The sequence below is a fragment of the Streptomyces sp. NPDC056480 genome, assembly GCF_042795405.1.
Classification (GTDB): Bacteria; Actinomycetota; Actinomycetes; order Streptomycetales; family Streptomycetaceae; genus Streptomyces.
The window spans coordinates 31,285-49,799 of sequence record NZ_JBHTSA010000018.1 but is presented as its reverse complement, the minus strand read 5'-3'; the positions used below and the strand labels follow the sequence as shown (position 1 = coordinate 49,799).

Genomic DNA, 18,515 nt, shown 5'->3' with positions numbered 1-18,515 from the left:
CCCCGGCCCCGGGCCGCACCCCTCCGCACCCCCTCCGCTCCCCGTCCCTCCGCACCCCCTCCGTGTCCCCGTCCCTCCGTGCACCGCCCGAAGGCCCCTCCGAAGGAGGCCCCGCCATGACAAGCCTCGCCCTCGCGCCCGCGACCCCGGCGGCCACCCCGGTGTCCCCGGCGGCCACCCCGGCCGCCGCCGCGACCCAGCGTCCCTCCGAGGGCTCGGTCCACTCCTGGGACCTGTCCACCGGCGTCGACGGACCCGGCACCCGCTTCGTCACCTTCCTCTCGGGCTGCCCCCTCACCTGTCTCTACTGCCACAACCCCGACACCTGGCGGATGCGCAACGGCAGGCGCACCTCCGCCGACGCCGTGATCGCCGAGGCGGGCAAGTACGTCCGCTTCATCTCCGCCTCCGGGGGCGGCGCCACCGTCTCCGGCGGCGAACCGCTCCTCCAGCCCGTCTTCACCGGCGAGCTGCTGCACCGGATGAAGCACGAGCTCGGCCTGCACACGGCCCTCGACACCTCGGGCTTCCTGGGCGTCCGCGCCACCGACGCCCTGCTGCGCGACACCGACCTGGTCCTGCTCGACATCAAGTCCTGGGACCCCGCCACGTACCGGAAGGTCACCGGCCGGCCGCTCGCGCCGACCCTCGACTTCGCAAGGCGTCTCGCCGACCTCGGCCAGGAGGTCCACGTCCGCTTCGTCCTCGTCCCGGGCCTCACCGACGACCCGGCCAACGTGGAGGGAGTCGCCGCCTTCGCCGGGGGTCTCGGCAACGTCTCCCGCGTGGACATCCTTCCCTTCCACAAGCTCGGCGAAGCGAAGTGGCAGGCACTCGCCATGCCGTTCACCCTGCACGACACGCCGTCCCCGACGCCCGGTCAGGTCGCCGAGGTCCGCGAGGTCTTCCGCGCCCACGGCCTGCACGCGGTCTGACGCGGTCCGGTGCGGTCCGGTGCGGTCCGGTGCGGTCCGAGGCGGATCCCGGGTCGTCCGGTGAGGTCCGAGGCGGCCCGAGGAACCCCGAGGAGGCCCGGGGTCCGGCCCGGAGCGACACCCGGGCCCGTCCGGGCGACGCCCTCACTCCACAGTCCCTCAAAACAGGGCAAAACCGCCCGTACGGCCTTACCGTGGCCGCGTGACCGAGCCACCGCAGACAGCCGAGCCGACCCCTCCGCCGGGCGATCCCACACCAGGCGCCCCAGCACCGGGCGGCCCCGCCCCGGGAGATCCGGCGGCCGCCGGTCTCCCTCCGCAGACCCCGGCAGCCGTGCGCCGCCGCGCCACCCTCGCGGGCACCGTCGTCTCCGTCCTGCTGATCCTCGCGATCGTCTTCGGCAGCCGTCTGCTCCGCGACTTCGACTCGGCCCTGCTGCCCTACGCCGTCGCCACGGTCTTCCTCGCCTTCGGCGTCGCCTACCGCTACACCGTCTGGATCTCCGCCCCCGGCGCCCGCCGCCTCTTCCACAAGGGCTGGGGCTCCTTCTTCTCCGTCGCGAACTTCCGCACGGCGCCCACCGCGCTGCCGAAGATGATCGCCACCTACCTCGGCTTCCAGAAGTTCCTCGGCGCCCGCTCGCACGCCCGCTGGGCCGCCCACCAGCTCATCTTCTGGGGCTGTCTGCTGGCCGCTGCGATCACCTTCCCCCTCACCTGGGGCTGGTTCACCTTCACCTCCTCCACCGGCTCGGGCCCCGGCTACGAGATGCGGATCTGGGGCTTCAAGATCATCGGCTTCGACGCCCTCAGCGTCGTCGGCTGGCTGATGTTCCACGGCCTCGACATCGCCGCCGTCCTGGTCATCCCCGGCGCCGGCTACTTCCTCTGGCGCCGCATGAAGGACCGGGGCGCCATCACCGGCCAGCGCTTCGCCTACGACCTGGTGCCGCTGCTCGCCCTCATCGTCATCTCCGTGACCGGGCTGCTGCTCACCTTCTCGTCGATCTTCCTGCACGGCGGCGGCTACGAGTTCCTCGCGATCCTCCACATGGTGTCGGTCGTCTTCACCCTCATCTACATCCCCTTCGGGAAGTTCTTCCACATCGTGCAGCGGCCCGCCGCCGTCGGCATGCAGCTCTTCAAGTACACCGCCCGCCGCAAGGACGAGGAGGTGCTCACCTGCCGCCGCTGCCACGAGCCCATCGACACCGCCCCCTACGTGGAGAACCTCAAGGGCACCATGCGCGACCTCGACCTCGGCTTCGACGAATGGGCCGAGTACTGCCCCCGCTGCAAACGCGTCCTGCGCGGCAACGCCTACCTCGACCACGTGAAGAAGGGGTTCAAGTGACCGCGACCGACCCGAACAGGGCGCTGCCGCTCGATCCCTCCCTCGCCCCGCCCGGCACCCGCAACTTCCGCGACGCCGGCGGCATCCCCGCCGACCGCTGGCACGCCGACCAGAACGGCGAGACCCTCGTCCCCACCCACTGCTGCTTCTGCGGCGTCCAGTGCGGCATGTACCTCCGCGTCGACCGCGGCGGCAAGGTCTTCGGCGTCGAACCACGCAACCACGACATCAACCGGATGCGGCTCTGCCCCAAGGGCATCAACGCCTACCAGCAGGTCAACCACCCCGACCGGCTCACCGCGCCCCTCATGCGACGCAACCGCGACGAGGAGTTCCGCGAGGTCAGCTGGGACGAGGCCCTCGACCACACCGTCGCCGAGATCCGCCGGATCCAGGGCGAGTACGGCAACGACGCCTTCGGCCTCCTCGGCGGAGCCAGCCTCTACTCGGAGAAGACCTACCTCGTCGGCAAGTTCGCCCGGGTCGCGCTCAAGTCCCGGCACGTCGACTACAACGGCCGCCTCTGCATGGTCTCCGCCGCCGGCGCCAACAAGCTCGCCTTCGGCATCGACCGGGCCGGCAACCCCTTCTCCGACATCCTCCTCACCGACTGCCTCCTCATCGCAGGGTCCAACGTCGGCGAGTGCTTCCCCGTCATGACCCAGTACCTGTGGGGAGCCCGCGACCGGGGCGCCACCCTCATCGTCGTCGACCCGCGCGAGACCGCGATCGCCCGCACCGCCGACCTCCACGTCGCCCTCAAGCCGGGCACCGACTCCGCCTTCTTCAACGCCGTCCTCCACGTCGTGGTCGCCGAGGGCCTCACCGACGAGGCCTATCTCGCCGCACACGCCACCGGCTGGGAGGAGGTCAAGGCGACGGTCGCCGCGTACCCGCCGGCCAGGTCGGCCGAGATCTGCGGGGTCCCCGAGGAGCAGATCGTCCAGGTCGCCCGCATGTTCGCCGGCGCGGACCGGGCCATGGCCTGGCACGCCCGCGGCGTCGAGCACCACTCCCAGGGCGTCGAGAACTGCCTCAGCATCATCAACCTGTGCGTCGCCGCCGGACACATCGGCAGGCCCGGCGCCGGCTACGGCACCATCACCGGCCAGGGCAACGGCCAGGGCGGCCGCGAGCACGGCCAGAAGTCCGACCTCCTCCCCGGCGGCCGCTCCATCACCAACCCCGAGCACCGCCGCCAGATCTGTGAGATCTGGGGCATCGACGAGGCCGAACTCCCACTCGCCGGAACCTCCATGATGGAGATGGTCTGGCAGATGCAGCGCAAGGAGATCCGCGGACTCGTCGGCATCTGCAACAACCCCTTCGTCTCGCTGCCCAACTACGCCACCGTCAAGGACGGCTACGACACCCTCGAGTTCCACGCCCAGTTCGACTTCTTCCTCTCCGAGACCGCGGCCAACGCGCACGTGGTCTTCCCCGTCACGGTGTGGGCCGAGGACGAGGGCGTCATGGCCAACGCCGAGGCCCGGGTCGTCAAGCACAACAAGGCCCAGGAACCCCCGGCCGGCGTCCGCACCGACACCTGGGTCATCTGCGAACTCGCCCGCCGGCTCGGCGCCGGCGACAAGTTCGAGTTCCCCGACTCCCGCTCGGTCTTCGAGGAACTCCGCGTCGCCTCCGCCGGAACCGTCAACGACTACTACGGCATCACCTACGAGCGCCTGGAGGAGACCGGCGGCATCGCCTGGCCGTGCCCCAGCACCGAGCACCCCGGCACCCCCCGCCTCTTCGAGAACGGCCGCACCTACCACCCCGACGGCAAGATCCACATGCAGGTCGTCGAATGGCACCCGCCCATGGACCCGTACAGCGAGGAGTTCCCCCTCTCGCTGACCACCGGCCGCACCGTCGCCCACTTCCTCTCCGGCAACCAGACCCGCCGCCTGGGCGCCCTCGTCGAACAGACCCCGCGGCCCTGGGTCGAGGTCCACCCCTCCCACGGCTTCCGCAACGGCGATCCCGTCCGGGTCGTCACCCGCCGCGGCAGCGAGGTCTTCCCCGCCCTGGTCACCGAGGCCATCCGCCCCGACACCGTCTTCGTCCCGTACCACTGGCCGGTTCCCACCGCGGCCAACGCCCTCACCATCGACGCCCTCGATCCCCGCTCCAAGATTCCGGAGTACAAGGTCTGCGCCGCCCGCATCGAGGCGGCCGAGCGGATCGACGAGGTCCCCGCCCCACCCACCGCACCGGGCCACCAGGCCTACCCGGAGACCCAGGTCTCCCGCACCGACCCGCTGCCCCCCACCTCCCCCCAGGGCCGCGGCACCGCGGAGAGGAGCTGACCCGCACATGATGGGCCGCACGATCTTCATCGACCCGGGCCGCTGCATCGGCTGCCAGGCCTGCGTCTCCGCCTGCCGGGAATGCGACTCCCACCGGGGCAAGTCGATGATCCACCTCGACTACCCCGACGAGGGCCACTCCGTCGCCTCCCTCCCCACCGTCTGCATGCACTGCGAGGACCCCGTCGCGCCCTGCGCCGAGGTCTGCCCCGCCGACGCGATCCTCGTCACCGCCGACGGCGTCGTGCAGCAGGCCGACACCACCCGCTGCATCGGCTGCGCCAACTGCGTCAACGCCTGTCCCTTCGGCGTCCCCAAGATCGACCTCCAGGCGAAGCTCCAGATGAAGTGCAACCTCTGCTACGACCGCACCGCCTACGGCCTCGCCCCGATGTGCGCCACCGTCTGCCCCACCGGCGCCCTCTTCTACGGAACCCTCGAAGAGCTCCAGGCCGAACGCCCCGGCGTCCAGGTCGCCGACTCCTTCACCTTCGGCTCCACGACCGTCTCCACCGGTGTGGCGATGGTCGTCCCCGCCGACAAGGTCCAGTGGCCGGTCCCCGGTGGGCTTCCCGTCGTCGAGATCAATGGAAGGGATGTCCGTTGAGCGTCACCGACCCCCAGCCGCCCGCGTCGGACCCCCGCTCCGACGCGGCCCAGGAAGCGCTCCACGACCGGATCGCCGCCGACTCCCTCACCACCCGCCGTGACTACCTGCGGATCGTCGCCACCGTCTCCGGCGGCCTCGCCGTCGGCGGTGTCGCCGTCGCCTCCGGCATCCTGCACCGGCACGGGGACAGCGACGGGCCACCGGAGGCGAAGAAGATCGCGGACGTGATCCTGCCCGGGGAGTCCCTCGCCTTCCGCTACCCGGGCTCCGAGGACCGCGCGGTCGCCATCCGGCTGGAGGACGGCACCCTCGCCGGCTACTCCGCCGTCTGCACCCACCTCGCCTGCGCCGTGCTCTGGCGCAAGGACCGCGGCAGCGAGGGCGAGCTGTACTGCCCCTGCCACGAAGGCATCTTCGACGCCCGTACGGGAGAGGTCACGGCGGGCCCGCCGCCCCGGGGGCTGCCGAAGGTGCTGCTCGTGGAGGAGGCCGACGGCAGCGTCTGGGCGATCGGCACGGCCCGCTCGGGCGAGAGCGCCCGCGAGGGCCTCTGCCGCCAGCTCGGCGACGACCGCCCCGAACTCGCCGACCGGCTGGGCTGCCCCGGCGCGTCCGCGCGGGGCGCGGTGCCGGAGAGGAGTCAGCGCACATGACAGACGACGCCTTCCCCCGCGACCCGGAGGCCCCGGAACCGTCGAAGCCCCCCGTCACCCCCGTCACCCCCGTCACCGCCGGGGCGTCGTCGGCGACCCCGGCGGCTTCGGTGCCCGCCGCCCCGGAGGCCCCCCGGCCTCCGGCGTACACCCCGGGCAGTGCGCAGCCGCGGCTGAACCGTCCCGTGCACGAGCGGTATCCGCAGATCCGCCCGACCAGCGGATACGGCGACCCGCGCATCACCCGCACCGGGCCGGGGCCGGGGGCCGGCACGGAGCAGGAGCCGGAGCGCTCGTCGAAGCTGACGGCCCGCCTCACGCTGGCGCTCACGGTGGTCATCGGCCAGCTCTGGGGCCTGACGATCGTCGTCGACGAGTGGATGGCCGGGGACACCGGCACCGCCTGGTGGGGCGCGGGCTTCCTCTGTCTGTCGTTCCTGGTGGTGCTCGGCCTCTGGCTGCTCGATCCGAAGGATCGCTGAGGGGCTTCGGAAGGGCCGGAGATACGCAGATCAGAGGGGTGAGGGGCGGGGCGGCGGGCGTACCCTTGAGGTATGAGCACCGCCCCCGCCCATGGACCGCGAGACGCGAAGCGGCCCGGCGTACGTCCCAGCCCCGAGAACAGTCCGAAGCCGGCACTCGTCTTCGACGATCCGTTGGACCAGCAGTCCGCGGACGACACGGACCGTGGATGGGGCGAGCGGCCTCCGGCCGGCGGCGACAGCGCCGCCGACCTCGCGCGCTTCCTCGACGAGAAGCCGCCGCACCACCTCTGACACCGGCACGAGCTGTCGGTCAGGAGGTGGGGTGCGTCCCCGAACCGCCACCGGACCCCGTGCCCGTGCCCGTCCCCGTGCCAGTCCCCGTGCCCGTGACGGGGCCGCGCTGGGAGACCAGGTGGTCGCGGATCTCCTTGAGGACCTCCAGCTCGCTGATCTCCATGGTCTCCGCGACGCCCTCCTTCGCCTTCTCGTGCGCCGCACGCTTCGCGAGGATCTTCGCCATGGGCAGGACCATCAGGAAGTAGACGACGGCCGCGGTGATCAGGAAGCTGAGGACCGCGCTGAGGACCAGGCCCCACTGGAGCTGGATGCCCTGCACCTCGCCGTTGACGACCACGCACGAGTCCTTGATGCAGGACGAGTAGCTCTCCAGGTCCTTCGTGCCGAAGGCGCCGACGACCGGGTTGATGATGCCCTTGACCACCGAGTTCACGATGTTGGTGAACGCGGCACCGATGACGACGGCCACGGCCAGGTCGATCACGTTGCCACGCATCAGGAAGGCTTTGAAGCCGCCCATCAGACTTTCCTTCTTCTCGGCCACCAAGGTGCCTTTCGTCGCTTGTGCTGCTGTGTGCGGTGCCATTAGGCCGCGAACGGCGCAGAGCCGTCCAATCCGTACACACGGACCGGTGAATTGACAGGTTGTCAGTGCGAATCAGCACACTGTCACTGCCAGTTGGGACGTGACACCGGCGCCTGCCAGCGCTGCGGCCGTCGACCGCGGCACCGACAGGACGACGAGCGCCCCTCCGTCCGAACGAGTCTCACCCGGGTGCGGAACTTCGGCCACTCGGGCGCCCGTCGCGACCACCCGGGCCTCACCCTCCCCGCCGAGCGGCGAGTTGGGCGCGGCGATCACGTCGACCCGGTCGCCGGGACGCAGCAGCCGTACGGTCGCGGCGTCGGCGATCCGTACCGGAGCGGACACCAGGCGGACGGCGACGGACGGCCGTGCGCGAGCCGCGGTGGGGGCGATCCGGTCGCCCGGCGGGGGCGCCGCCCCGGCGGGCGGTGGCGGGCCGCCGCCCGCGACGGCGAGGGCCGCCGCCACGAGGGCCAGGAGCACCGCGGGGGCCCAGCGCCCGCGTCGCAGCGCCCTGCGCAGCCGGAGCCTGGCGCCCCGCACCCGCAGGGGCTCGAAGGGCGGCACCACGCACGGCGCCGGAACGGGGGAGGGGGAGGGGAAGGGGTGGGTCATCATGGGTGCCGCCGTCCTGGTCGGAAATGGGAGCGGCTCCCACTCTCCGGCCCGCGCCGACTCCCCGCTCAAGCCTGGGGATCACCCACCGCCTGTGGACAACTCCCTCACCCTCCCGGTGGATTCACGGCGCTCGATCCCCCTCCCGAGAGGTTCACGGCAGCTCGATGCCCAGGTCCCAGCCCTCGTGCGCCCGCGTGCACAGGCAGTCCCGGTCCAAGGTCGCGGGCAGCGCGCCCACGGCGTCGAACAGCACCTCCCGCAGCCGCCCCACGTTCTCGCCGAACACCCGCAGCACCTCGGTGTGGGAGACGCCCTCGCCGGTCTCGGCGCCCGCGTCCAGGTCGGTGACGAGCGCCAGCGAGGTGTAGCAGAGGCCCAGCTCACGGGCGAGGACGGCCTCGGGGTGCCCGGTCATGCCGACGACCGACCAGCCGGCCGCGGCGTGCCACCGGGACTCGGCCCGGGTGGAGAAGCGCGGCCCCTCGATCACGACCATCGTGCCGCCGTCGACCGGGTCCCAGTCCCGCCCCCGGGCGGCCTTGACGGCGACCCGCCGCCCGTCCGGGCAGTACGGGTCGGCGAAGGTCACGTGGACGACGCGGGGCACGGCCCCGTCGGCCCGCCGCTCCCCGTCGAAGTAGGTCTGCGCGCGGGCCTTCGTACGGTCGACGAGCTGGTCCGGGACGACGAGCGTGCCCGGCCCGTACTCCTCGCGGAGTCCGCCGACCGCGCAGGGTCCGAGGATCTGCCGGACGCCCACGGAGCGCAGGGCCCAGAGGTTGGCGCGGTAGTTGATGCGGTGCGGCGGGACGCTGTGGCCGCGGCCGTGACGGGGCAGGAAGGCGACCTGCCGGCCGGCGATCTCGCCGAGGAGGAGGGAGTCGCTTGGGCTGCCGTACGGGGTGTCGACGGACACCTCCGTGACGTCCTCGAGGAAGGAGTGGAGGCCGGAGCCGCCGATCACGCCGATGTCCGCGTACGCGCCTTGGTTCGCCATGGCGATCACCCTAGGCGGGACGCCGGGAAACGCCGAGGGCCCCGTCGCGAACGACGGGGCCCTCGGCGAAGAACGTACGGACTGCGTCCTGACATCAGGCTCGTGCAGGGGCAGGCGGCGGTCAGGCGGCCGAGCTTCCGGTGCTCGACGAGGACGTCGAGGAGGCGGAGGCGGACGACGAAGAGGTCGACGCGGCCGGCTTGGCGTCCGACGTCGAGGACGACGTGGACGAGGACGACGGGGTCGAGGACTTCGACGCGGCCGGCGAGCTGCTGGACGACGAGCCGCGGCTGTCGTTCCGGTAGAAGCCGGATCCCTTGAAGACGATGCCGACGGCCGAGAACACCTTCTTCAGGCGGCCCTTGCACTGGGGGCACTCGGTCAGCGCGTCATCGGTGAACTTCTGCACCGCCTCGAGGCCTTCGCCGCACTCGGTGCACTGGTACTGGTAGGTCGGCACTTGTCTTCCTCCTGGCACTCACACTCATCGAGTGCTAACGACAATCCATACTGACGTATTCCGCGGGTTCAGTCCACCGCCACCGGCACGCGGTGACCGATACCACGCGCCGCGACGCGGCTCGTCTCGCGCGGCGTGAGGCGCGACCGCAGGGCGAGGAGCGTGGCCAGGGCGAGCGCCGTGCCGACCATCGGCACCAGGAATCCGGTGCTCGCGCCGTGGGCGTCGGCGAGGCGGCCGGCGACCGTGACGGCCGCGGCCTGGCCGAGCGCGACGGCGCCGGTGAGCCAGGTGAAGGCCTCGGTGCGGGCGGACGCCGGGATCAGGGTCTCGACGATGGTGTAGCCGGTGATCAGGGCCGGGGCGATGCACAGGCCCACGACCAGACCGAGGGCGCCGAGGAGCAGCACGGAGTGCGTGGTCCACAGCAGCGACGCGGCCACGGTGAGGCCGGCGTAGCCGAGGATCAGACGGCGGCGGGGGCCGACCTTCCAGGCGACGGCGCCCATGGCGATGCCCGCGAGCATGTTGCCGGCGGCGAAGACCCCGTAGAGCAGACCGTTGGCGCCGGGGTTGCCGATCTCCTCGGTGAAGGCGGTGAGGGAGACCTGCATGCCGCCGAAGACGGAGCCGATGCCGAGGAAGGCGACGACGAGGACGCGGACGCCGGGGATGGAGAGCGCCGAGCGGTGCGGCTCCGAGGAGCCGGCCGCGGTGATGCCGAAGGCGGGCTGGGTGGCGCGCTGCGCGGCGAAGAAGAGCCCGCCGAAGAGGGTGAGCGCGGCCTCGGCGATCAGGCCGGCGGCCGGGTGGACGCCGGTGCACAGGGCGGTCGCGAGGACGGGGCCGACGACGAAGGTGAACTCGTCGGTGACGGACTCGAAGGCCGCGGCCGTCGGCATCAGCGGGGTGCCGTCCAGCTTGGCGGCCCAGCGCGCCCGGACCATCGGGCCGACCTGCGGCACGGAGGCGCCGGCGGGCACGGCGGCCAGGAAGAGGGCCCACAGCGGGGCGCCGCCCAGGGCGAGCACCACGAGCAGCGAGACGGACGCGGTGTGGACGAGGACGCCGGGGATCAGGACGGCGCGCTGGCCGAAGCGGTCGGCGAGCTTGCCGCTCTGCGGTGCGAACAGCGCCATCGAGACGCCGGTGACGGCGGCGACCGCGCCGGCGCTGCCGAAGGAGCCGGTGGTGTGCTGGACGAGCAGGACGATGCCGATGGTCAGCATCGCGAAGGGCTGCCGTGCGGCGAAGCCGGGGAGCAGGAAGGACAACGCACCGGGTGTGCGCAGAAGCTGCCCGTAGCCGGGCCGCTTGTCCGAGATGACCGTGGACGCCACGGTCCTGGCCTTTCTGCCGCCTGGTAGCGCGCCCCGGCACGGTGGTGCGGGTGTCGCCGAGAGCTGTCCTCATGCGCGTTACTGCGGTAGATACCGGGCCGGCCCCACTGCGGAGGGGCGCCACGGCCGCCATACGGTCGCGCCAGCTCTGCGTCAGGCAGAGTTGGTTCGATCAGGTGTGCCTTCATGCTACAGGGAGGAGCGTCTTCCTGCCTGGGAAAACGCTCCTGTCCTTGAATTAATGCCTCGGATTAACCGGATGTTCGTTTCTGGCCATGGCGGTGGAAGCGTGTCTCGGTGCCGTGCGGCTCGCTGACCGCCGTGGCGCCCCCCGTGCCCAGCCAGCCGGCGAGCTTGCCGCCCTGGCCGACCGCGCGGAGTCGCCGTTCCGTGGCGTCCCGTACCGGGTCGGTCGCGACGACGAGGAGTTCGTCGCCGCGCCGCAGGACGGTCGCGGGCCCCGGGACGAAGCTCGTCTCCTCCCGTACGACGAGGGTGACGGCCGCTCCGGCGGGCAGCCGCAGCTCGGCGACCTCGACCCCGTGCATCCGGGAGTGCTCCGGGACGGCGACGGAGAGCAGATGGCCGCGCAGCCGCTCCAGGGGCGCGGACTCGACGCCGAGGTCGGCCGCCTCCCCGGAGTCGCCGAGCTTGAGGGCCTTCGCGAGCCAGGGCAGGGTCGGGCCCTGGACGAGGGTGTAGACGACGACGAGCACGAAGACGATGTTGAAGATCCGCTCGCTGCCCTCGATGTCCGACACCATCGGGATGGTGGCCAGGATGATGGGGACGGCTCCGCGCAGGCCGGCCCAGGACATCAGCGCCTGTTCCTGCCAGGGGATGCGGAAGGGCAGCAGGCTGACCAGGACTTCCATGGGCCGGGCGACCACGGTCAGGACCAGGCCGATGACGACGGCGGGCCAGAAGTCGTGGACGAGCTCGTGCGGGGTGACGAGCAGGCCGAGCAGGACGAACATGCCGATCTGGGCGATCCAGCCGAGTCCCTCGGCGAAGCCCCGGTTCGCGGGCGCGTGCGGCAGCTTGGCGTTGCCGAGGACCATCGAGGCCAGGTAGACGGCGAGGAAGCCGGAGCCGTGGGCCATGGCGCCGGCGGCGTACGCGACGACGGCGATGGCCATGACGGCGATCGGGTAGAGGCCGGAGGCGGGCAGGGCGACGTGCCGCAGCCCGTACGCGCCGAGGAAGCCGACGGCGAGACCCACGGCGACGCCGATGGCGAGTTCGAGGGCGATCGTGCCGACGAGGACGTACCAGTGGTCGACCGGTCCCGCCGTGGAGAAGGCGACGACGAGGATGACGACGGGGGCGTCGTTGAAGCCGGACTCGGCCTCCAGGACACCGGTGACCCGTGACGGCAGGGGGACCTTGCGCAGCACGGAGAAGACCGCGGCGGCGTCGGTCGAGGAGACGACGGCGCCGATGATCAGGGCCTGCCGCCAGTCGAGGCCCACGAGGTAGTGGGCGGCGGCGGCCGTGATGCCCACGCTCACCGCGACGCCGACGGTGGAGAGGACGACCGCGGCGGGCAGCGCCGGTTTGATCTCCTTCCACTTCGTGCCGAGGCCACCCTCGGCGAGGATCACGACGAGGGCGGCGTAGCCGATGACCTGGGTCAGTTCCGCGTTGTCGAAGGCGACGTTGCCGATGCCGTCCTGGCCGATGGCGATGCCGATGCCGAGGTAGAGCAGCAGGCTGGGGAGCCCGCTCCGGGACGAGATCCGTACGGCCGCGACCGCGATCAGCAGCACGAGGGAGCTGATGAGCAGGAGTTCGTTGAGCTCGTGGACAGTCAGTGGCCGTTCCTTCCCCTCACATGCAGCTGGAGCGTTCTTCCAGCGGCCGTCGCCTGCGGCTGGATCGTTCCTCCAGCGGCAGACACTTCGTTACCTTACCTAATCTTTAACGTTTTCTTGACGCCGTCTTTGCGCCTCCTCGATCGCCAGTACGGTTCTCTTCCGGACACCGCGTCCGGGCCCTCCAGACGCTGCGCCTAAGGTTGCTCCCGTACTCCAGGACCACCCTGCCCCTCGAAGGACAGCGATGCCCTCCAACACGACCGCGCCTCCCGCCAAGAAGAAAGGGCGGCGCGCCCGCCTGATCCTCCTCGTCCTGGTCCTCGCTCTGGTCGCGGGCGTGGGATACGGCGGGTTCTGGGGTGTGAGCACCGTCCGGGCCTCGTTCCCGCAGACCACGGGCGAGATCCGGCTCGACAGCCTGTCCGGCGAGGTCGAGGTGAAGCGCGACGCGAACGGCGTCCCGCAGATCTACGCCGACAACGAGACGGACCTCTTCCGCGCCCAGGGCTACGTCCAGGCGCAGGACCGCTTCTACGAGATGGACGTCCGGCGGCACGTGACCGCGGGCCGGCTCTCGGAGATGTTCGGCGAGAGCCAGATCGAGACGGACTCCTTCCTGCGCACGCTCGGCTGGCGCCGGGTCGCGCAGCAGGAGTACGACAAGGTCCTGTCGCCGGAGACGAAGAAGTACCTCCAGGCGTACGCGGAGGGCGTCAACGCCTATCTGAAGGACCGGGACCCCGCCGACGTCTCCGTCGAGTACGCGGCCCTGGCCCTCACCAACGACTACGCGATCGAGCCGTGGACGCCGGTCGACTCGGTGGCCTGGCTCAAGGCGATGGCCTGGGACCTGCGCGGCAACATGCAGGACGAGATCGACCGCTCGCTGATGACGAGCCGGATGAGCGCGAGCCAGATCAAGCAGCTGTACCCGGACTACCCGTACGCGCTCCACCAGCCGATCGTCGACGGGGGCGCGGTGGACGAGTCCACCGGGAAGTTCGACCCGAAGGGCAAGGCGGGCGACGGCGACGACGACCTGACCACCGGGGAGACCCCGGGCGGTGTCCCCGGCAGCGGCTCCGACTCCTCCTCCGGTTCCTCCGGTTCTTCGGACGGCTCCGGTGCGCAGTCCCAGCTCGGCGCGCTCTCCGAGGTCCTGGACGGCGTGCCCGCCCTGCTCGGCCCCAACGGCAACGGCATCGGCTCGAACTCCTGGGTCGTCTCCGGGCAGTACACGACCTCCGGCAAGCCGCTGCTCGCCAACGACCCGCACCTCGCGCCCCAGCTGCCGTCCCTCTGGTACCAGATGGGCCTGCACTGCCGCTCGGTCTCGGCGACCTGCCGTTACGACGTCTCCGGCTACACCTTCTCCGGCATGCCCGGTGTGATCATCGGACACAACGACAAGATCGCCTGGGGTCTCACCAACCTCGGCGCCGACGTCACCGACCTCTACCTGGAGAAGATCGGCCCCGACGGCTACCTCGTCGACGGCAAGGTCAAGCCCTTCACGGTCCGCGACGAGATCATCAAGGTCGCCGGCGGCGAGGACCGGACCATCACCGTCCGCTCCACCGACCGGGGCCCGCTCGTCTCCGACCGCTCCTCCGAACTGGAGAAGGTCGGCCAGAAGGCACCCGTCGGCAACGCCGCCCCCGACCGCGGCACCGGCTACGGCGTCTCCCTCCAGTGGACCGCCCTCCAGCCGGGCAGGTCGATGGACGCGATCTTCGCCCTCGACCGAGCCAAGAACTTCGACCAGTTCCGGGCCGCGGCCAAGAACTTCGAGGTCCCCTCGCAGAACCTGATCTACGCCGACACCGAGGGCCACATCGGCTACCAGTCCCCGGGCAAGATCCCGCAGCGCGCCAAGGGCGACGGCACCCTGCCCGCCCCCGGCTGGGACTCCTCGTACCGCTGGAAGGGCTACATCCCCTTCGAGCAGCTGCCGTACGAGTACGACCCGAAGCGCGGCTACATCGTCACCGCCAACCAGGCCGTGATCGACGCCGGGACCTACCCCGACCTGCTCACCAAGGACTGGGGCTACGGCTCGCGCAGCCAGCGGATCAACGACCTCATCGAGTCGAAGATCAAGGACGGCGGAAAGATCTCGCCGGACGACATGCGGACCATGCAGACGGACAACCGCAGCGAGATCGCGACCCTCCTGAACCCGCTCCTGCTGAAGATCGACATCTCGGACCCGTACGTCCGCGAGGCACAGAAGCTGCTGGAGGGCTGGGACTACACCCAGGAGCCCGACTCGGCCGCCGCCGCGTACTTCAACGCGGTCTGGCGCAACGTCCTCAAGCTGTCCTTCGGCAACAAGCTGCCCAAGGAGCTCCGCGCCGAGGGCGACTGCATCAACGTGCGCCCGGCCGACGCCACCGGCCCCGTCGACGAGCAGAACAAGCTCGTACGGGAATGCGGCCAGCGCGATCCCGACTCCGCGCAGCCGGACGGCGGCGACCGCTGGTACGAGGTGGTCCGCCCGCTCCTCAAGCAGGAGAAGAGCGAGTGGTGGGTCACCCCGGGCAACCGCACCGACCAGGCCACCGAGACCCGTGACCAGCTGCTCGCCCGCGCCATGAAGGACGCGCGCTGGGAGCTGACGGCCAAGCTCGGCAAGGACGTCTCCACCTGGAGCTGGGGCCGGCTGCACCAGCTGACCCTGAAGAACCAGACCCTCGGCACCGCCGGCCCCGGCGTCGTGCAGCAGCTCCTCAACCGCGGCCCCTGGAACCTGGGCGGCGGCGAGGCGGCCGTCGACGCCACCGGCTGGAACGCGGCCGGCGGCTACGAGGTCATCTGGGTGCCGTCGATGCGGATGGTCGTCAACGTCGGCGACTGGGACAAGTCCCGGTGGATCAACCTCACCGGCGCCTCCGGTCACGCCTTCAACTCCCACTACACCGACCAGACGGACGCGTGGGCGAAGGGCGACCTGTACGACTGGTCCTACGGCAAGGCGGCCGTCGACGCGGCGACGAAGGACACGCTGAAGCTGAAGCCCTGATCAGGGCCGGAAGCGGGTGACTCCCTCCGGGGTCACCACCGCGTGCACGGGGTGGTCGTGCGGTTCCTCCGGGACCCGCGCGACCACCTCGTCCGCGTAGAGGAGCACCACGAGCGCCGGATCGGCACCCGCGCGCGTGAGCCGGGCGAGCACCCGGTCGTACGAGCCGCCGCCCCGGCCGAGCCGCATCCCCCGCCCGTCGACCGCGAGGCCCGGCAGCAGGACGGCGTCGGCGGCGCACACGGCCTCGGGGCCGAGCCGGGGCCCGACCGGTTCGAGCAGGCCCCGGCCGGCCTTCGCGAGCCCCTCCGGGCCCTCGTACGCCGCCCAGTCCAGGTCGTTGTCGGGGAGCAGCACGGGGAGCAGGACCCGCACCCCGCGCGCGTGGAGCGCGTCGAGCAACGCGCGCGTGCCCGGCTCGCGGCCCACGGACACATAGGCGGCGACCGTGGACGCCTCCGCGAGTTCGGCGAGTTCCAGTCCCCGGCGGGCGAGGGATTCGGCCGTGCGGGCCAGGGAATCGGTGCTCAGCGTGGCGCGGGCGGCCAGAAGTCGGCCGCGCAGCACGGTCTTTTCGGACATCTCAGGTGTCATGTCGGTCCCATGCGATCTCGCCAAACTCTCGAAACTGTCTTTATGTGAAGGAAGTTAACCGAAGCCACATCTTCCTCTCATTCCGAACGGCTAAGGTGCACCGCATGAATCACTCGCTCCCCAGGCTGGGCCGGATCAGCAAGGCTGTCATCCCCGCCGCCGGCCTCGGAACCCGCTTCCTCCCGGCGACCAAGGCGACGCCGAAGGAGATGCTGCCGGTCGTCGACAAGCCGGCCATCCAGTACGTCGTCGAGGAGGCCGTCGCGGCCGGCCTCTCCGACGTCCTGATGATCACCGGTCGGAACAAGCGTCCCCTGGAGGACCACTTCGACCGGAACTACGAGCTGGAGGAGGCCCTGACGCGGAAGGGCGACGCCGAACGCCTCTCCAAGGTCCAGGAGTCCAGTGACCTCGCCACCATGCACTACGTGCGCCAGGGCGCCCCGCGCGGCCTCGGTCACGCCGTGCTCTGCGCCGCCCCGCACGTCGGCGACCAGCCCTTCGCGGTGCTCCTCGGCGACGACCTGATCGACCCCCGCGACCCGCTGCTCGCGCGGATGGTGGAGATCCAGGAGCGCGAGGGCGGCAGCGTGATCGCCCTCATGGAGGTCGAGCCCGCGCAGATCCATCTGTACGGCTGCGCGGCGGTCGAGGCGACCGTCGACGCGGACGTCGTGAAGGTGACGGGCCTGGTCGAGAAGCCGGACGCGGACGAGGCGCCCAGCAACTACGCGATCATCGGCCGCTACGTGCTGGATCCGGCCGTCTTCGGGATGCTGCGGGAGACCGAGCCGGGCCGCGGCGGGGAGATCCAGCTGACGGACGCCCTGCAGAAGCTGGCCTCGGACGAGAAGATCGGCGGTCCGGTGCACGGCGTCGTCTTCAAGGGCCGCCGTTATGACACCGGTGACCGCGGTGACTATCTGCGTGCCATTGTCAGACTCGCGTGCGAACGTGAAGATCTGGGACCGGACTTCCGGGCCTGGCTCCGGAGATACGTCAGCGAGGAGATGTAGCACCTTGAGCAGCAGCGCGGCACCGTCGCCGTCCCACGACGGCCAGGACCACGACGGCCAGGACCACGGCGATCACGGCGATCACGGCCATGGCGACGAGGAGAAGGCGGTCGACCCCTGCGCGGGGCCCGCGCGCGGGCTGTGGTCGGTGGACGAGCACCTGGCCGACATCCTCGCGACGGTCGGCCCGCTCGAACCCATCGAGCTGCAACTCCTCGACGCGCAGGGCTGCGTCCTCGTCGAGGACGTGACGGTGCCGGTGGCGCTGCCGCCCTTCGACAACAGCTCGATGGACGGGTACGCGGTCCGGGTCGCCGATGTCGCCGGTGCCACCGATGAGTTCCCCGCCGTCCTGACCGTCGTCGGCGACGTCGCGGCGGGCGCCGGCGGCCTGCCCGAGGTCGGCCCCGGCCAGGCCGCCCGGATCATGACCGGCGCCCCGCTGCCGCCCGGCGCCGAGGCCGTCGTCCCCGTCGAGTGGACCGACGGCGGTACGGGCGGGGGAGCGGCCACCGGCATGACCGCCGCGAGCGCCGCCCCCGAGGGCGCGTCCGGCGAGGTCCGGGTGCACCGCGCCGCGGAGGCCGGCGCCCATGTCCGCGAGCGGGGCGGCGACGTACGGGCCGGGGAGCTGGCCCTGTCGGCCGGCACGGTGCTCGGGCCGCCGCAGATCGGACTGCTCGCCGCGATCGGCCGCGGCACCGTCCGGGTGCGGCCCCGCCCCCGGGTGGTCGTCATGTCCACCGGCAGTGAGCTCGTCCAGCCCGGCGAGCCGCTGGGCGAGGGCCAGATCCACGACTCCAACAGCTTCGCGCTCGCCGCGGCCGCGCGGGACGCGGGCGCGCTCGCGTACCGGGTGGGGGCCGTCGCGGACGACGCCGAGTCGCTGCGCGCCACCATCGAGGACCAGCTCATCCGGGCCGATCTGATCGTGACCACGGGCGGCGTGAGCGTCGGCGCGTACGACGTGGTCAAGGAGGCGCTGACGGCCGACGGGCAGGTCGACTTCCGCAAGCTGGCCATGCAGCCGGGCAAGCCCCAGGGCTTCGGCGCGATCGGCGCCGAGCAGATCCCGCTGCTCGCCCTGCCGGGCAACCCGGTCTCCTCGTACGTCTCCTTCGAGCTGTTCGTCCGCCCCGCGATCCGGGCCCTGATGGGCGTCGAGGACCTGCACCGGCCCCGGGTGCGGGCCGAGCTGGCCGCCGACGGGGCGCTGTCCTCGCCCGCCGGGCGGAGGCAGTTCCTCCGGGGGACGTACGACCCGGAGGCGGGCACCGTCACTCCGGTGGGCGGTGCGGGCTCCCATCTGATCGCGGCCCTCGCGCACGCGGACTGCCTGCTCGTGGTCCCGGAGGAGACGGAGAGCGTGGAGCCGGGCACCGAGCTGGAAGTGGTCCTCCTCGGCTGAGGGGGCGAGGGTGG

The 18,515-nt window shown here is 71.6% G+C and carries 17 protein-coding genes; 10 read left to right on the top strand and 7 right to left on the bottom strand.

The features are described 5' to 3' along the window. Positions 1–116 precede the first annotated feature (116 nt). The 7 genes from pflA to ACFQ79_RS11145 all read left to right on the top strand — a co-directional run bounded on the left by pflA (position 117) and on the right by ACFQ79_RS11145 (position 6,637). On the top strand, positions 117–935 hold the full coding sequence (gene pflA, locus ACFQ79_RS11175) for a pyruvate formate-lyase-activating protein (RefSeq protein ID WP_383581452.1): 819 nt from the start codon (positions 117–119) through the stop codon (positions 933–935). 202 nt (positions 936–1,137) lie between these two features. Next, positions 1,138–2,289 carry an MFS transporter gene (locus ACFQ79_RS11170; RefSeq protein WP_383581449.1) on the top strand — a complete coding sequence of 384 codons (1,152 nt, stop codon included), beginning with the start codon at positions 1,138–1,140 and terminating at the stop codon, positions 2,287–2,289. Further along, positions 2,286–4,598 carry a molybdopterin oxidoreductase family protein gene (locus tag ACFQ79_RS11165; protein WP_383581446.1) on the top strand — a complete coding sequence of 771 codons (2,313 nt, stop codon included), beginning with the start codon at positions 2,286–2,288 and terminating at the stop codon, positions 4,596–4,598. The genes ACFQ79_RS11170 and ACFQ79_RS11165 overlap by 4 nt, the downstream gene beginning before the upstream one ends. Positions 4,599–4,605: 7 nt before the next feature. Beyond that, positions 4,606–5,205, top strand: coding sequence for a 4Fe-4S dicluster domain-containing protein (locus ACFQ79_RS11160; RefSeq protein ID WP_030315529.1), 600 nt, complete (start codon positions 4,606–4,608; stop codon positions 5,203–5,205). After that, the gene (locus ACFQ79_RS11155; RefSeq protein WP_383581442.1) at positions 5,202–5,861 is read left to right on the top strand and encodes a Rieske (2Fe-2S) protein; all 660 of its coding nucleotides are present in this window, start codon (positions 5,202–5,204) and stop codon (positions 5,859–5,861) included. The genes ACFQ79_RS11160 and ACFQ79_RS11155 overlap by 4 nt, the downstream gene beginning before the upstream one ends. Further along, complete coding sequence (locus ACFQ79_RS11150; RefSeq protein ID WP_383581439.1) at positions 5,858–6,343, top strand: hypothetical protein; 486 nt, start codon at positions 5,858–5,860, stop codon at positions 6,341–6,343. The genes ACFQ79_RS11155 and ACFQ79_RS11150 overlap by 4 nt, the downstream gene beginning before the upstream one ends. Positions 6,344–6,415: 72 nt before the next feature. Next, complete coding sequence (locus ACFQ79_RS11145; protein ID WP_383581436.1) at positions 6,416–6,637, top strand: hypothetical protein; 222 nt, start codon at positions 6,416–6,418, stop codon at positions 6,635–6,637. 19 nt (positions 6,638–6,656) lie between these two features. Here the strand turns inward: ACFQ79_RS11145 and mscL are convergent, their stop codons facing one another. The 6 genes from mscL to ACFQ79_RS11115 form a co-directional block, all read right to left on the bottom strand. Beyond that, positions 6,657–7,229, bottom strand: coding sequence for a large conductance mechanosensitive channel protein MscL (mscL, locus tag ACFQ79_RS11140; protein WP_383581433.1), 573 nt, complete (start codon positions 7,227–7,229; stop codon positions 6,657–6,659). A 72-nt stretch (positions 7,230–7,301) separates the two neighbouring features. Beyond that, positions 7,302–7,847, bottom strand: coding sequence for a hypothetical protein (locus tag ACFQ79_RS11135; protein ID WP_383581430.1), 546 nt, complete (start codon positions 7,845–7,847; stop codon positions 7,302–7,304). Between the two features lie 151 nt (positions 7,848–7,998). Beyond that, a complete protein-coding gene (locus tag ACFQ79_RS11130; protein ID WP_383581427.1) occupies positions 7,999–8,844 on the bottom strand; it encodes an S-methyl-5'-thioadenosine phosphorylase in 846 nt (281 codons plus the stop codon). A gap of 121 nt (positions 8,845–8,965) precedes the next feature. Continuing rightward, entirely contained in the window at positions 8,966–9,304 is a 339-nt protein-coding gene (locus tag ACFQ79_RS11125) for an FmdB family zinc ribbon protein (protein WP_383581423.1), read from the bottom strand. A gap of 68 nt (positions 9,305–9,372) precedes the next feature. Beyond that, positions 9,373–10,644 carry an MFS transporter gene (locus tag ACFQ79_RS11120; protein WP_383581420.1) on the bottom strand — a complete coding sequence of 424 codons (1,272 nt, stop codon included), beginning with the start codon at positions 10,642–10,644 and terminating at the stop codon, positions 9,373–9,375. A gap of 251 nt (positions 10,645–10,895) precedes the next feature. Beyond that, positions 10,896–12,458, bottom strand: coding sequence for a potassium/proton antiporter (locus tag ACFQ79_RS11115; RefSeq protein ID WP_383581539.1), 1,563 nt, complete (start codon positions 12,456–12,458; stop codon positions 10,896–10,898). 247 nt (positions 12,459–12,705) lie between these two features. Here ACFQ79_RS11115 and ACFQ79_RS11110 point away from each other — a divergent pair, with 247 nt between their 5' ends. Next, the gene (locus ACFQ79_RS11110; RefSeq protein WP_383581417.1) at positions 12,706–15,483 is read left to right on the top strand and encodes a penicillin acylase family protein; all 2,778 of its coding nucleotides are present in this window, start codon (positions 12,706–12,708) and stop codon (positions 15,481–15,483) included. On the opposite strand, the gene ACFQ79_RS11105 is transcribed toward ACFQ79_RS11110, so the two are convergent. Beyond that, a complete protein-coding gene (locus ACFQ79_RS11105; RefSeq protein WP_383581414.1) occupies positions 15,484–16,077 on the bottom strand; it encodes a 5-formyltetrahydrofolate cyclo-ligase in 594 nt (197 codons plus the stop codon). A 104-nt stretch (positions 16,078–16,181) separates the two neighbouring features. Here ACFQ79_RS11105 and galU point away from each other — a divergent pair, with 104 nt between their 5' ends. Together galU and glp are read left to right on the top strand one after the other, a co-directional pair. Beyond that, on the top strand, positions 16,182–17,093 hold the full coding sequence (gene galU, locus ACFQ79_RS11100) for a UTP--glucose-1-phosphate uridylyltransferase GalU (RefSeq protein WP_383581412.1): 912 nt from the start codon (positions 16,182–16,184) through the stop codon (positions 17,091–17,093). A 4-nt stretch (positions 17,094–17,097) separates the two neighbouring features. Next, the gene (gene glp / locus ACFQ79_RS11095) at positions 17,098–18,501 is read left to right on the top strand and encodes a gephyrin-like molybdotransferase Glp (protein WP_383581409.1); all 1,404 of its coding nucleotides are present in this window, start codon (positions 17,098–17,100) and stop codon (positions 18,499–18,501) included. Positions 18,502–18,515: the final 14 nt, after the last annotated feature.